The organism is Streptococcus sp. DFI.7.26 (genome assembly GCF_022240605.1).
In the GTDB taxonomy this organism is placed as follows: Bacteria; Bacillota; Bacilli; order Lactobacillales; family Streptococcaceae; genus Streptococcus; species Streptococcus xiaochunlingii.
The window spans coordinates 34,917-49,074 of the sequence record NZ_JAKOGN010000011.1 but is presented as its reverse complement, the minus strand read 5'-3'; the positions used below and the strand labels follow the sequence as shown (position 1 = coordinate 49,074).

Below are 14,158 nucleotides of genomic sequence, written 5' to 3'. Positions count from 1 at the left end.
ACAAGAACTCAGTTGGACAGTACCAAGTTCACGTTCATTATATTGATCAAGAAAACAAGCGCCGTTATGTTACAGAGACTGTTGTAGAAGTTCAGAAATCAACTCCGACTGCTACGATTACGATCCAAAATAATAACAAGGATAATGGCACTTTCGATGTCATTATCAGTAATGTCTATAGTCCTAAAGGTGTACGTACTGTTCAAGTACCAACTTGGTCTGAGGTAAATGGTCAGGATGATTTGACTTGGTATGAAGCGACTCGTCAATCCGATGGGACTTACAAGGTAAGCGTGAAGGCTTCTGACCATAAGTTTTCGACAGGTACTTACCATGTCCATTTGTACTATATCCAGGGTGATGGTAGTCAGGTTGGTGTTGGTGGCACGACGGTGCAGGTAGAGAACCGGAACTTTGTAACTAGAAATCAGCTCTATCTGAAGCATATTTCTGCAAAAGATGCAGATGGTCAGTTAGGTCGAGTTCTAAAGGCGGCATCAAGCTTGATTGGCGTTGAGACTGGATCTCCAGAGCACCTTAAATTGGTCAGAGATTACAATAGTGTTCATCCGTTGCCAGTAGGTTATCCTGTGAAAAATACAGATGATTGGTGCGATGTGTTTGTCACAACTGTCTTCCAACGCGAAGGGCTTAGTCATTTGATTGGTCGTGAGTGTGGGGTGGAACGCCATATCCAAATCTTTAAACATCTAGGTATTTGGAATGAGAATGGGACTTCTACACCGAAGTCAGGTGATATCATTACCTTTAACTGGGACCAAGACTCTCAACCGAATAATGGATTTGCGGATCATATTGGAATTGTTGAATACGTTGAAAATGGACTGATTCATACAATTGAAGGAAATTCCGGTTATGTTGGAACCGTAAAACGCAATGTTTACCGTATCGGACACGGGAATATCCGAGGCTTTGCTACACCACGTTATAGATAACAAGCAAGTATCTCGGCATTTTTGCCTAAGTACTTTTCTATAATAGAAAGATAACCAGCTCTGAAAGAGGGCTGGTTTTTTGTATTCTTTGCGGACTTGACAAGAGTGCTAAGTACTGGTATCCCCATCTCCTTGATTAGCTTGGTATTAGCCTTTGTACTACAAGCGGTGGAGCTTATCTCCTTAAAAAGAAGAAAAAATAAGCGCAAGGCTTGATTAATCTTGTCTAACTAATCGAGAGTATAGAAGAGGCACCTAGGGGCCTCTTTTTTGTGTGATAAAAAATACAAAAAATCCTTGACAAACTAAAAAATTAGCGTTATCATTAACTAGTTAATTAACTGTTTAATAAACCAATTAAGAAAAAGAAAGGATTTATACATGTTGGGGAGGAAACTAAGAGCCGTAGGAATTGGATTCATCTGTCTCTTCTTGCTAGTAGCTTGTGGAAGCCAGAGAAGTTCGGGAGCTGGCTCAACTAAAAAGGGTCTCAAAATTGTGACGAGTTTTTATCCTGTCTATTCTCTAGTTAAGGAAATTTCAGGCGATCGCAACGAGGTCTGGATGGTTCAGTCTGGCGCTGGGATTCATGATTACGAACCTTCGGCCAAGGAGACAGCCCAGATATATGATGCGGATGTCTTCGTCTACCATTCTCAAACACTCGAATCTTGGGCTGGACGTCTAGATCCTAGCTTGCAAGACTCGAAACTGCGGGTCATCGAAGCCAGCAAGGGAATGGAATTGGATAAGGTCGCTGGCTTAGAAGACATCGAGGATACGGAAGGGAAGGATGCTAAACACTTGTATGACCCTCATACCTGGATGGATCCACTGAAAATTGCCGAAGAAGGGAAGATCATCGCCAAAGAGTTGGGAGACATCGATCCAGAAAATAGAAGTTATTATGAGGCCAATGCCCAAAAGCTTGAAAAACGCTGTGAGGCCTTGGTGGCTAAATACCAGCCTCTCTTTGAAAAAGCGACACAAAAGACCTTCGTAACCCAGCATACAGCCTTCTCTTATCTAGCTAAGCGCTTTGGCTTGAAACAATTAGGAATCGCAGGAATCTCGCCTGAGCAGGAACCAACAGCCCGTCAATTGGCTGAGATTCAGCAGTTTGTCAAGGACTATCAAGTTCAAACCATCTTTGTTGAGAAGCATACCTCGTCTAAGGTGGCCGATAGCATTGCCAAGGCGACAGGAGCAAAAGTGAAGGTTTTGGATCCTCTCGAAGCAGATCCAGAAAATAACAAAGATTTCTTGGAGAACCTAGAAGAAAATATGGCTAGTCTAGCGAAAGAATTACAGGAGTAAGTAGAAAGAATGAAGAAAAAAGGAACAATTGGATTAGTAGCAACATTAGGTTTGGGCTTATGTGCCTATGCCTTAAGCCAACAAGCACCTGTCAAGGAAGATAAAAAGAATCAGAATCAGGTGCAGTATTTACAAGGAGATAAGAAAAAATCAGCTAGTAGCTCAAACAAACAGGAAGAAAGCATTGAAACCGTCAACTCTAAAGAGAAGACCCAAGCTGAGCAGATTGTTGTCAAGATTACTGACGAGGGCTTTGTGACTTCCCACGGAGATCATTTCCATTACTACAATGGCAAGGTCCCTTACGATGCGATTTTTAGTGAGGAGTTGATTTTACGGGACCCTACTTACCAACTGAAACAATCAGATATTGTCACACAGGTACGAGATGGCTATATTATCAAGAAGGATGGGACCTACTACCTTTATCTAACCGATCCGCAACATACGCTGAATGTTCGTTCAGTGGAGGAAATTGCCCAACAGAAAAAAGGAGAGCTGGTTTCAGGTTCGAAAGAGAATGCCCAAAAATCTGGGCAAACTCGTGATTTCAGTCAGCCGAGTCAGGCCCTACGTGAAGGGAAAACAGTAGACAGTCTAACAGCAGGTGCCAAGCCAAGTCAAGGTGGCTACCGGACAGATGATGGCTATGTCTTCCATCCTGGAGATGTGATTTCTGATACCGGGGATGGCTTCATAGTGCCTCATGGTGGCCATTACCACTTTATTCCAAAGAGCGCCTTATCAGCTGGAGAATTAGCTGCTGCCTTATCTATCTTAAATGGTAGAGGGGGGAAAAATGAGGTAAAACCTGTATTGCCCCCTTCTATCCAGTTAACTGCACCGGTTAATCCGAATCAACCGATTCCAGCACCTGTCACTCCAGCGCTCTCCACTCCTCTTCCCCATCCAACAGTGACGACAGAAGGGCGAAGTCTGGAAAGCCTACAGAAAGAGTTGCAGCATACCCCGCTTTCAGAGCGCCATGTTGAGTCGGATGGTTCTGTCTTTGATCCAAGCAAAATTACCAAATGGACAGAGCAAGGAGTGGTGTATCCGCATGGGGATCACTTCCATTTTATCCCTTATAGTGTGCTTTCGCCTTTAGAGCGGGAATTGGCACGCCAGTATCAAGTCCTCCGGTCTCAAACTGGGACTGTAGCGACAGAAGAAAAGCCAACTCAACCTTCAAGCCCAGACACAAAACCAGTTGATCATGACCAAGACCACGAGAAGAAGGATCCTCATCACAAGCATGACCATGAGGCCGATCATGACCATCATCATGAAGGCGAACATGATCATGGTTTCCATGCAGATCAGGTCATCAGCAAGGATGATGAGGGTTATATGGTCGCTCACGGGGACCATGCCCATTACTTCTACAAGAAGGATCTCTCACCTCAAGAAATCGCTGCTGCAGAGGCAGTATTAGCTGGTAAGAAGGAAGAGGACAAGGGGCAACCACTGACAGATGATGTGGCGACCTATTCGCGCGATGCTTCGGATGAAGAAAAAATCCAATACATTAGCCAGACCTACGGCGTCCCTCGGGAAGCTATCAAGATTTCCAATGGTTTCTTTGTCTTTAACAATCCAGACCAAGAATACGATCCAACCCATATCCACCCTTATGCAGTACGGAAGGAACATGTTCGGATTCCGCTTGAAACAGGGAATCCTGAGCTAGACTTTATCAACGAGCTTTATGCAACAGCACTTCGCTCCGGTATTTCACCATATACGATGCAAATCGAGAACGGCCAGTTTGTCATTCCGCATGGAGACCATAACCACTACATCAAGGTACGCTCAGCAGGATTGGCAGACTACTTGGCTCACCGTCTACCGACCATCCAAGCAACTTACCAGAAAGGTGACTTGGACCAGAAAGCTGTAGAGGACAAGGTCAACCAACTCCTAGCAGAAAGTCGGACTTTGTACGCATCAGACCCTCTGCAACAAAGACGGATTGAGTTAAACTTGGGTCAATTCTTAGAAACAGTTAAAAACTTCCCAAGCAATTCGACAGCAGGCTACTTGGCAAGTCTCGAACAAGTTGATAAAGAATATATCCATGCGACTCAGGACATCAAGCCGAAAGAAGAAACGGCCTTGGACCGTCGCTACCAGGAATTATTGGAACAGGTTCGCTTGCTTGATACCGAAGCCTTCCAACTCAAGAAAGAAAGCCTTGTTTCTCAGTTGCAGGAAGCCTATACAGCTAAAGATAGCCAAGGCTTGGATCAGCAAGGAAAATTGTTGCAAGCTATTCAGGAGATGCAAGATCGGACTGGTGTGACTTCGGTGGACTACCTCAAGTATTTCTACCAAAGTTTAAGCGATGCGCGTTTGACACCAGAATTGCGTGCGAAAGCATCAGACCTTGCTTTGAAGCTTTACCGGGCTCAGGCCTTTGAAGAAGCTTGGGACTCAAAAGCCCATTTCATGGAACTCTACCAAGCTAAGCAAGCGATTGACCAGCTACTGTCCCAGGAAAATGCTCCAACCTATCCAATCGAAAAAACAGTTCTGGATCAAAAGGGAGGAGATGCTCCGTCCTATAACCTAGCTGTTTACGACTTCCTCAAAGGGGTCTATGGTGACTTGGATGAAAAGACAGAGTCCCGTCAACGCTCTAGTATCTTGACAACCCTTTTGGAACAAATCAACTCTCTTTTGCCACAAGTAGAAGAAAGCAAGCGTCCTGCTTTTGAAGAACGTTTAGAACAGGTACGCCAAGAGCCCGATGCTGACAAGGCCTTGACTGCTGGAAAAACTCTTTTGCGTGAAGTTGGTGAAACGATTGAACAACAAAAGCAAAAGAAAACAGAAGAACCAAAACTTGGAGACGTGGCCCTCTATCAAGAGATTTATAACCAGTTGATCGCTCTCCACCAACAATTGGTCGAAAAGGGGGCCGGTGATGCTCAGTTTGAACGCTTAGAAGCTCTCTTTGATCAACTAGCTGATCCAAAGAGCGACAAGAAAGCCTTGCTACAAGCGATCCAAGCTCTTCGAGATGAATTGCTAGCAGCTCCATCGACAGCAGTGGCGGAAGCAGACAAAGCAGCCCCAGAACCTCAAAGTCCTGCCACAAGCGATCCTAGCCTAAATAAGGAAGAGGCTTCAGATCCTGCTCAGACTCCATCACCAGAGTCAGAAAAAACAGAAGCCAGTCCAGTCGCAAGTGAAGAAACGACGGAATAGGACCTGTGCAGAAATAAAAGAGGCTGGGACAAAAGTCCTAGCCTCTTAATTGTCTTTGGATTGTCGAGCAAGACGCAGTGGTTGAGTGGGCTCTACTAGGCTGATTTCATCAGCTTTTACAGCCCTACTCAACTGTGCGGAGGTGGGACGACGAAATCGAATTCTAACGAATGACCGATTTCTGTCCCACTCTCTTTTAAGCCTTTCTCAAAACTTGGAGAAGGGGCCTCAACTTGAATTTTCTCTAAGGTGAAGGGGTGGGTAAGCCGCAAGCGGTGGGCATGGAGCATGAGACGAGGCGCTCTTTCTGGGTTATAGAGAGGGTCACCCACGATCGGATGGCCATGATGAGAGAGGTGGACTCGGATCTGGTGGGTGCGACCTGTCTGGAGCTGACAGTTGACTAAGCTGGTGCGCTTGAAAGTCTTTAAGCTAGTCACATGGGTTTCCGCATAGAGGCCCTTTCGAGGATCGACAATACGCTTGCGCCGATCGTGGCGATCACGGCCCAATTTGTCCTTATAAACCAGCTGCTTTTTGGGTAAGCTGCCTAGGATTAGGGCCCAATAGTCTCGTTGGATTTTCTTGTCTTCTAGCAGTCGATTTAGGACGGGTAATACAAAGGGATTCTTGGCAAAGACAAGAGCCCCACTGGTCTCCTTGTCCAAGCGATGAACGACGTAACAGGACTTCCCAACATAAGTGGAGACATGATTTAGAAGGGCGATTTCATCTGGTTGATTGGCGTGTGTTTTCATGCCTTCTGGTTTGTTTACGATGATGAGGTGCTCATCTTCATAGAGGCTTTCGACCAGGCTAGCATCCCCTGTTAAGAGCTCCTTTTCTTCATAATCTTCCGGATCAAAGGTAAGGGTAAGTTGGTCACCAGCCTGAAGCATCGATTGCCAGTGGACGGTCTCCCCATTGACTTGGACATGTTTTTTGGTCCGCAAAAAATGACGAATCTTTCGTGGGATGAGAAAATAATCTTCCAGGGCCTCTTTGACCGTCATAGCGGGCAAGGCGCTTGGTATCGTTATAGTATAATGCATAGTGTTATTGTATCAGAAAGCAAGGGGAAAGAAAAGATGAGAAGGAGGAAAAGGAGAGGGGAAAGAAGTGGCTGATACCCGCTCTAGAGTGGACTGGATGGCAACCTTAAAGAAAACTAAAAGCATCCGTTTCTGCGAAGGTCTTTCTTGTCTAGACGTTAGGAAGGTGATAAAATAGGGACTATGAACAAATTAAAAGAATTAATGGAGGGAATGATTCGTCATTTCCAACGAGAGAAAGAACCTAGGAAGATTGCGGAAGAGGTTGAGTTATCAACGGACGGGGAGGAGCAAGCTCCAACCTATAGCCGGTCGGATAAGTCACGGAGAAAATCTCACTCCCAACATCCAATCAGACGCTTTTGGCGCAAGTATCACTTGACCAAGATCTTCTTATTGATTGGCTTGACCTTTAGTCTCGTCGTCGGAGGTTATCTTTTTTACATAGCCAAGACGACCAATGTAGCAGATCTGCAAAACGCCCTCAAGGCGACCACAATCATCTATGATAAAGACGGGAATCAAGCAGGTAGCCTAACGGGGCAAAAAGGGACCTACGTTGAGTTAGATGCCATTAGCGAAAACCTACAAAATGCGGTTGTTGCGACGGAAGACCGGAGCTTCTACAAAAATAGTGGGATTAACTACGGTCGTTTCTTCCTGGCGATTTTGACTGCCGGTCGTTCAGGTGGGGGATCAACGATAACCCAGCAGTTGGCCAAAAATGCCTATCTTTCTCAGGATCAGACGGTTGAGCGGAAGGCCAAGGAGTTCTTCCTAGCCCTCGAGATTAACAAAAAATATAGTAAGAAAGAAATCCTGACCATGTACCTCAACAATGCCTATTTTGGAAATGGGGTTTGGGGGATTGAAGATGCTTCTAAGAAGTATTTTGGTGTCTCCGCTAGTGAGTTGACTTTGGATCAGTCAGCTGTCCTTGCCGGTATGCTCAAGGGGCCAGAAATTTATAATCCCCTTTATTCAGTCGAGAACGCCACCAATCGTCGCAATACGGTCCTACAAAATATGGTGGCAGCTGGTTATATCGACCAAGCCACAGCAGATCAATCCGCTGCAGTCGACATTCATGGACAGCTGGTGGATGCCTATGAAGGCAAGTCAGAAGATTATCGCTACCCGTCCTATTTCGATGCAGTTATCAACGAGGCTGTCAACGAATATGGTCTGACAGAAGAAGATATCATCAAGAATGGTTACCGGATCTACACAGAGATGGACCAGAATTACCAAGCCAGCATGCAGGTCATCTACGACAATGTAGATCTCTTCCCAGTTGCTGAAGATGGCACACGGGCAGAATCTGGTAGCGTAGCTCTGGATCCTAAGACTGGAGGAGTGCGGGCGATCGTCGGACGCGTGGCTAGTGACCAAAATGCTGGTTTCAGAAGCTATAACTATGCGACTCAATCTGCGAGAAGTCCTGGCTCTACCATTAAACCTCTCGTCGTTTATAGTCCAGCTGTTGCCAACGGTTGGTCGACCAACAAAGAATTGGACAATACGACCAAGGTCTACGGCAGTTATACAGTCGATAACTACGGTGGCATTCAAGGTAGCCCGACCGTTCCCATGTACCAAGCCTTGGCAGAATCTCTCAACCTTCCAGCTGTAGCGACAGCCAATGAGTTGGGGCTCAATACTGTCTTTGATTACGGGAAAAAATTTGGTCTCGATATGGACAAGGTGGACAGATCCCTCGGAGTAGCCCTCGGATCTGGAGTGACGACCAATCCGCTTCAGATGGCTCAGGCCTATGGAACCTTTGCCAACGATGGAGTGATGAACGATGCCCATCTCATTACGAAGATTGAAAATGCTAGTGGTCAGGTGGTGAAAAGTCACAGCCAGAAATCGAAACGAGTGCTCAGCAGTTCAGCCAATAAGAAGATGACCAATATGATGCTAGGAACCTTTACCAACGGAACGGGTGTCAACGCAGCACCATATGGCTATACCATGGCTGGTAAAACAGGAACGACTGAAACGGACTTCAACCCCGATCTTTCCGGAGACCAGTGGGTCATCGGATACACGCCAGATGTGGTCATTAGTCAGTGGCTAGGCTTCCCTAAGACGGATGAAACCCACTATTTGACAGGGACCAGTGCAGAGACAGCCTCAGTGATCTTCCGAAATGTAGCCAATAGCGTCCTTCCTTATACAGAAGGAACTAGCTTTGACAATGAGAAAAATTCTTACCAGGAAAATGGCATTGCCCCTGTCGGTCAAGAAACAGAAACAGAGAGTCCAGAAGAGGACAAGGGCTTCTTTGATACGGTCAAAGAACGCGCTGCAGGTATCGTAGACGATGCCAAAAAAGCCATCGATGAAGCAGATATTCCTGGAAAAGCACAAAATGCCTGGGATACTTTCAAAGGTTGGTTTGGATTCTAAAAATAGACGCTTAAAAGAGGCTGGGACAAAAGTCCTAGCCTCTAAATTGTCTTTGGATTGTCGAGCAAGGCGCAGTGGTTGAGTGCTCAAAGCACTGCTTTGAGGTGGTGGATAGAACTTGCGAAGCAAGTATCCTAAGTCTTTGTTCGCTTTTTAAGCTTCAAAGATGCCCTATGTTGACGGAAACTATGTTTCCTTTATCTGCAACCTTCAACAGTCTCCCAGACTGTTGAAGCTGTGCGGAGGTGGGACGACGAAATCGAATTCTTACGAATGACCGATTTCTGTCCCACTCTCTTTTAGATTGTATAGGAACTATATTTACATAAAATAACTGGGAGATCCTTCAATAAAAAAGATGATTTCTATTTTATGAAATTATTCAACTCAATCTCGAAACTTTCCGCCGTGAGAAAAGTGCTTGAAACACGATTGTTTCAAGCACTCGGGAGTTTTGAAACCCTAGATTCAAAACTAAGTCATGGAACTTCTTCGAAGTTCGCTGACGTCCGTACTCACCTAAGGAAAGTTTCTGAGAAGATTTTGAATGGAAAGGATTTTTTAAATCATTTTCCTTGCTTAGCTAGCTATCGATAGGGTGCTAAAAAAGCCTTCAGATAATCTGAAAGGCTTTTGGTTTTAGGTTTGTTACAAGTCTTTATCAGAGACGCTGAAGGTATCTCCGTGTTCAAAGTCACCGTATTGGTAACCACGTTTGAACCAGCGCATACGTTGTTCAGAAGTCCCGTGGGTGAAGCTATCAGGAACGGAGTAGCCATAGGCTTGTTCTTGAAGGGTGTCATCTCCCACGGCGTGGGCAGCATTGAGCGCTTCTTCGATATCTCCCGTCTCCATGAGGCCTTGCTCTTCAATGTAACGAGCCCACATACCCGCATAATAGTCAGCTTGAAGTTCTAAACGGACATTTAAGGCATTTTTTTCTGTCTCACTTTTTCCTCGGATGGCTTTCTGATAACTCTGAAGAGTCCCCAATTCGTTTTGGATGTGGTGGCCGACTTCGTGAGCGATGACATAAGCCATGGCAAAATCTCCGCTAGCCTTGTATTTGGTGGTTAGCTCTTTGTAGAAGCTGATATCCAAATAGATCTTTTGGTCTGTCGGACAGTAGAAGGGACCGGCAGATGCTTGGCCTACACCACAGCCAGTTCGAGTTTGACCTGTATAGAAAACCAAGGTTGGTTTGTGATAGGTCCGCCCTTCATTTTGGAAGGTTTGCCCCCAGAAATCCTCAGTCGTTCCAAGGACTTGACTGACGAATTTGCTATCTCCATCACTCACCTGGGTATTGCTTTGGCGAGTGACTTGGCCTGAGTTATAGTTCTGCGTGGTTTGGCCCTGGTCAAAGAGCCCGCTCAATCCAGCCCCGCCACTCAAAAAGATGAGGACCAGGATCAAGATTAGTTTGCTCTTGAAGCTTCCAGGTGAGAGGAGGATTTGTAAAATACCACCCCCTAAATTCCCACCAGAGCGGCCAGATGAGTAGCTTCCGCCACTTTGCCCGCGACGGTCTTCAATGTTTTTACTTTCTTTCAGATGATCGCTTTTCATAATTTCTCCTTTATCTCCTATATTGTACCAAATCGTAGAGAAAAGCCAAACAAAATGCGCTTCCAGAGAGCAGAAGAACTTGTCAAATAGTAGAAAACTTGCTATAATGGTGTGAATGGAGGCGTTATGGCATTAAAAAAAGCAAGTCTAGCGTGTACGGTTTGTGGGTCACGCAACTACTCAATCAAGTTGAGTGCGACGCCAAAACCAAAACGTCTAGAAGTTAACAAATTTTGTAAACATTGTAGCAAATATACAATTCATAAAGAAACCAGATAGGAGAATGTTGTGAAATTTTTTAAAGATATTTTTGTCTTGCTGAAAAACACGACTTGGCCAAATCGCAAGGAAAGATGGAAAAATTTTATCTCAGTAATTGAGTACACCGCTTTCTTTGTAGCTTTGATTTATTTGTTTGACCAAGTAGTGGCTAAAGGTATTTTGAAGATCATCGATATGTTCTAAAAAAAGAACAAATCTGCGTCCCCTGTGGATGCTTTTTTTCTTGTCTTGCTGAAGAAAAACAAGAGAAACTTCTTTGCTTTCTCCGGTTTTATGTTATAATGGAGCTAGGAAAACAAGAGCCAGAAGGCTTTTTTTAGTATCGTGATGAAACGAACCCCTTCTGGTAGATAAGAAAGGAAATAAAAATGGATAGTTTTGACAAAGGCTGGTTTGTCCTACAGACCTACTCAGGATATGAAAACAAAGTGAAGGAAAACCTTCTTCAACGCGCACAAACCTATAACATGTTGGAAAACATCTTGCGTGTAGAAATCCCTACTCAAACTGTGCAAATCGAGAAAAACGGGAAGACAAAAGAAATCGAAGAAAATCGCTTCCCTGGTTATGTCTTGGTAGAAATGGTCATGACGGATGAAGCTTGGTTTGTCGTTCGGAATACACCAAACGTAACTGGATTTGTTGGATCACACGGGAACCGTTCAAAACCAACTCCACTTTTGGAAGACGAAATCCGTAACATCTTGATTTCGATGGGACAAACCGTTCAAGATTTCAACATTGATGTGAAGGTAGGAGATACTGTACGCATCATCGATGGAGCTTTTGCAGATTACACTGGTAAGATCACAGAAATCGATAACAACAAGGTGAAAATGATTATCACCATGTTTGGAAATGACACTGTGGCAGAAGTCAACCTCAATCAAATTGCAGAATTGTAAGGAATGAAAGAGAGTGGGACAGAAATCGGTCCTTCGTTAGAATTCGATTTCGTCGTCCCACCTCCGCACAGCTTCAACAGTCTGGGAGACTGTTGAAGGTTGCAGATAAAGGAAACTTTGTTTCCCTCATTAGGTCATATTTGGAGCTTAAAAGCGAACAAAGATACCAAGCAACCACTGCGTCTTGCTCGACAATTCAAAGGCAATTGAGAGGCTAGGACTTTTGTCCCAGCCTCTTATTCAAACAAACCCTCCAAGACTAGCGTCTTGGAGGGTTTGTGCGTTATGAGAAGGGCTTCTATCCCATCGGTGAGAAAAGCAACTGAGTGCTCTTGAATAGGATCAGAAAAGAATCCCGAAAAAGGGAATTTTATGCAGGTTCAGAGACTTGGAAGACTGTTTCTTTGTCAAAACCGACAGAGTAGTCCTTCCCGTCTTCACCTTTCCAAGTAAAGATCGTCGCGTAGCCAAAGACGAAAACAGTTTCTGGACGGCCGTGTTTTTCAATGACTTCTTTAGCCGTCATTCCAGGTTGAATATCCTTGAGATTCGTCACCTTTTTAGAGTTAGGCAAGTTTGCAATTTTGTTAGTGGCTTGACCTTTTTCATTAAAATCAATCAAGATAGCATAGCCCTCTCCATGCCAGTAACCATTATCACCATAAGTGGAATCAATAGGACCTAACTTATTGATGGCTTCGTCCTTTGAAGTAGGAGCAAGGGCTTCATTTCCAACAAGGATTTCCACCTTAATTTCTTTGAAGGCAGCCCATTTTGGCATTTCAGGGATATCCCCGATAGCTTCCAGTGATTCTCCTTGGTCCATCAAGCTCATTGTATAGTTAGGATCCTCGCGCGTGTTAGAATCTGAAGAGCTATGAGAATCATCGTCATTGAAGCCTGATGAAAAATTCTTTTTGCTGGTTGACTTTTTAGAGGAAGAACTTCTAGAACTCTTAGAGCTTTTAGAGGTTTTTTTAGAGCTGCTAACAAGAGGTTTTCTTTCTTGGGTCTCTTTCTGTGCTGGTTGGCAAGCAGCCAGTATGGCCAAAGAGAGGATGCTGAGAGCATATAGGGTAACTTTTTTCATAATCATCTTTTCCTTTCATGAGTGGATAACAGAATCGCTCGCAAAGGAGCGATGGTGCAGTCCAATCAAGTGATGGTATTAAAAAAAGCCCATTGTTGGGCTCATTGATATTTGTTTGTGAAGGCGGTAGACGGATTTGAACCGACGATCAAGCTTTTGCAGAGCCGTGCCTTACCACTTGGCTATACCGCCACAACATATTCTATTTTATCTTAAAAATCAGATAAGGTCAAGAAAAAATTTCGGACAAAAGGCTTATGAAAGGGAAAGAATGAGAATCGTGCAGAAAAACATAAAGAAAGGAGAAAAAAGACCTGAAGAAAAGCAGGAAAGTCTAGGAATTTCTCTCAAATGACTTGCAAAATGCTTCTAAATCTGCTATACTGATAAAGTTGCGTAAAGCAATAAATACTCATCCCGGAACCATTGTGGCACCGTTGCCCTTGTGGTCGTGTTGCAAGCTGACGTCTGGGAGAGGAGAAAAAACAAAAAGGAGAATTTACTCATGGCAGTAATTTCAATGAAACAACTTCTTGAGGCTGGTGTACACTTTGGTCACCAAACTCGTCGCTGGAACCCTAAGATGGCTAAGTACATCTTCACTGAGCGTAACGGAATCCACGTTATCGACTTGCAACAAACTGTAAAATACGCTGACCAAGCATATGACTTTATGCGTGATGCTGCTGCAAACGACGCAGTTGTATTGTTTGTTGGTACTAAGAAACAAGCTGCTGAAGCTGTTGCTGAAGAAGCTGTTCGTTCAGGTCAATACTACATCAACCACCGTTGGTTGGGTGGAACCCTTACTAACTGGGGAACAATCCAAAAACGTATCGCTCGTTTGAAAGAAATCAAACGCATGGAAGAAGAAGGAATCTTCGACGTTCTTCCTAAGAAAGAAGTTGCACTTCTTAACAAACAACGCGCTCGTCTTGAAAAATTCTTGGGTGGTATCGAAGATATGCCTCGTATCCCAGACGTAATGTATGTTGTGGATCCACACAAAGAGCAAATCGCTGTTAAAGAAGCTAAGAAATTGGGTATCCCAGTTGTAGCGATGGTCGACACAAACACTGACCCAGACGATATCGATGTAATCATCCCAGCTAACGATGATGCTATCCGCGCTGTTAAATTGATCACTGCGAAAATGGCTGATGCTGTTATCGAAGGACGTCAAGGTGAAGATGCAGTTGCATCAGTTGAAGCTGAATTGGCAGCAACTGAAACTCAAGCAGATTCAATCGAAGAAATCGTTGAAGTTGTAGAAGGCGACAACGCTTAATTCATAATCGTAATTACCTAGGAGGGCGGGGCTTAGCCCGGCTCTCCTATTTTTAAAAAAATATAGGAGAATCA

11 protein-coding genes and 1 tRNA gene are annotated in these 14,158 nt (G+C 44.4%); 8 read left to right on the top strand and 4 right to left on the bottom strand.

Annotated elements, in window-relative coordinates; translation table 11 throughout:
• The 3 genes from L0M85_RS08295 to L0M85_RS08285 all read left to right on the top strand — a co-directional run.
• The coding region (locus L0M85_RS08295) for a GBS Bsp-like repeat-containing protein (protein ID WP_195611535.1) at positions 1 to 956 on the top strand (956 nt) is incomplete at its 5' end.
• Positions 957 to 1,337: 381 nt separating this feature from the next.
• Positions 1,338 to 2,273 carry a zinc ABC transporter substrate-binding protein gene (locus L0M85_RS08290; RefSeq protein WP_195611531.1) on the top strand — a complete coding sequence of 312 codons (936 nt, stop codon included), beginning with the start codon at positions 1,338 to 1,340 and terminating at the stop codon, positions 2,271 to 2,273.
• A 9-nt stretch (positions 2,274 to 2,282) separates the two neighbouring features.
• Entirely contained in the window at positions 2,283 to 5,483 is a 3,201-nt protein-coding gene (locus L0M85_RS08285; RefSeq protein ID WP_238656830.1) for a pneumococcal-type histidine triad protein, read from the top strand.
• 128 nt (positions 5,484 to 5,611) lie between these two features.
• Here the strand turns inward: L0M85_RS08285 and L0M85_RS08280 are convergent, their stop codons facing one another.
• Entirely contained in the window at positions 5,612 to 6,535 is a 924-nt protein-coding gene (locus L0M85_RS08280) for an RluA family pseudouridine synthase (protein ID WP_238656829.1), read from the bottom strand.
• Between the two features lie 183 nt (positions 6,536 to 6,718).
• Here L0M85_RS08280 and pbp2a point away from each other — a divergent pair, with 183 nt between their 5' ends.
• The gene (gene pbp2a / locus L0M85_RS08275) at positions 6,719 to 8,950 is read left to right on the top strand and encodes a penicillin-binding protein PBP2A (protein WP_238656828.1); all 2,232 of its coding nucleotides are present in this window, start codon (positions 6,719 to 6,721) and stop codon (positions 8,948 to 8,950) included.
• 648 nt (positions 8,951 to 9,598) lie between these two features.
• Here pbp2a and L0M85_RS08270 read toward each other — a convergent pair.
• The gene (locus L0M85_RS08270; RefSeq protein ID WP_023024655.1) at positions 9,599 to 10,519 is read right to left on the bottom strand and encodes a neutral zinc metallopeptidase; all 921 of its coding nucleotides are present in this window, start codon (positions 10,517 to 10,519) and stop codon (positions 9,599 to 9,601) included.
• Between the two features lie 126 nt (positions 10,520 to 10,645).
• On the opposite strand from L0M85_RS08270, the gene rpmG reads away from it, so the two are divergent.
• The 3 genes from rpmG (at position 10,646) to nusG (ending at position 11,706) form a co-directional block, all read left to right on the top strand.
• On the top strand, positions 10,646 to 10,798 hold the full coding sequence (gene rpmG, locus L0M85_RS08265; RefSeq protein WP_006595433.1) for a 50S ribosomal protein L33: 153 nt from the start codon (positions 10,646 to 10,648) through the stop codon (positions 10,796 to 10,798).
• Positions 10,799 to 10,807: 9 nt separating this feature from the next.
• On the top strand, positions 10,808 to 10,984 hold the full coding sequence (gene secE, locus L0M85_RS08260; protein WP_023024653.1) for a preprotein translocase subunit SecE: 177 nt from the start codon (positions 10,808 to 10,810) through the stop codon (positions 10,982 to 10,984).
• Positions 10,985 to 11,169: 185 nt separating this feature from the next.
• Positions 11,170 to 11,706, top strand: coding sequence for a transcription termination/antitermination protein NusG (gene nusG / locus L0M85_RS08255; RefSeq protein WP_006595435.1), 537 nt, complete (start codon positions 11,170 to 11,172; stop codon positions 11,704 to 11,706).
• Between the two features lie 370 nt (positions 11,707 to 12,076).
• On the opposite strand, the gene L0M85_RS08250 is transcribed toward nusG, so the two are convergent.
• Positions 12,077 to 12,796 carry a hypothetical protein gene (locus L0M85_RS08250; protein ID WP_238656827.1) on the bottom strand — a complete coding sequence of 240 codons (720 nt, stop codon included), beginning with the start codon at positions 12,794 to 12,796 and terminating at the stop codon, positions 12,077 to 12,079.
• Between the two features lie 121 nt (positions 12,797 to 12,917).
• A tRNA-Cys gene (locus tag L0M85_RS08245) sits at positions 12,918 to 12,988 on the bottom strand.
• 313 nt (positions 12,989 to 13,301) lie between these two features.
• Here L0M85_RS08245 and rpsB point away from each other — a divergent pair.
• Positions 13,302 to 14,084, top strand: coding sequence for a 30S ribosomal protein S2 (gene rpsB / locus L0M85_RS08240; RefSeq protein ID WP_042507486.1), 783 nt, complete (start codon positions 13,302 to 13,304; stop codon positions 14,082 to 14,084).
• Positions 14,085 to 14,158 lie beyond the last annotated feature (74 nt).

Coding starts and splice junctions, on each gene's coding strand:
- rpmG (WP_006595433.1), top strand. CDS start 10,646: ATGGCATTAAAAAAAGCAAGTCTAGCGTGTACGGTTTGTGGGTCACGC.
- rpsB (WP_042507486.1), top strand. CDS start 13,302: ATGGCAGTAATTTCAATGAAACAACTTCTTGAGGCTGGTGTACACTTT.
- L0M85_RS08250 (WP_238656827.1), bottom strand. CDS start 12,796: ATGAAAAAAGTTACCCTATATGCTCTCAGCATCCTCTCTTTGGCCATA.
- L0M85_RS08290 (WP_195611531.1), top strand. CDS start 1,338: ATGTTGGGGAGGAAACTAAGAGCCGTAGGAATTGGATTCATCTGTCTC.
- L0M85_RS08270 (WP_023024655.1), bottom strand. CDS start 10,519: ATGAAAAGCGATCATCTGAAAGAAAGTAAAAACATTGAAGACCGTCGC.
- nusG (WP_006595435.1), top strand. CDS start 11,170: ATGGATAGTTTTGACAAAGGCTGGTTTGTCCTACAGACCTACTCAGGA.
- pbp2a (WP_238656828.1), top strand. CDS start 6,719: ATGAACAAATTAAAAGAATTAATGGAGGGAATGATTCGTCATTTCCAA.
- L0M85_RS08285 (WP_238656830.1), top strand. CDS start 2,283: ATGAAGAAAAAAGGAACAATTGGATTAGTAGCAACATTAGGTTTGGGC.
- L0M85_RS08280 (WP_238656829.1), bottom strand. CDS start 6,535: ATGCATTATACTATAACGATACCAAGCGCCTTGCCCGCTATGACGGTC.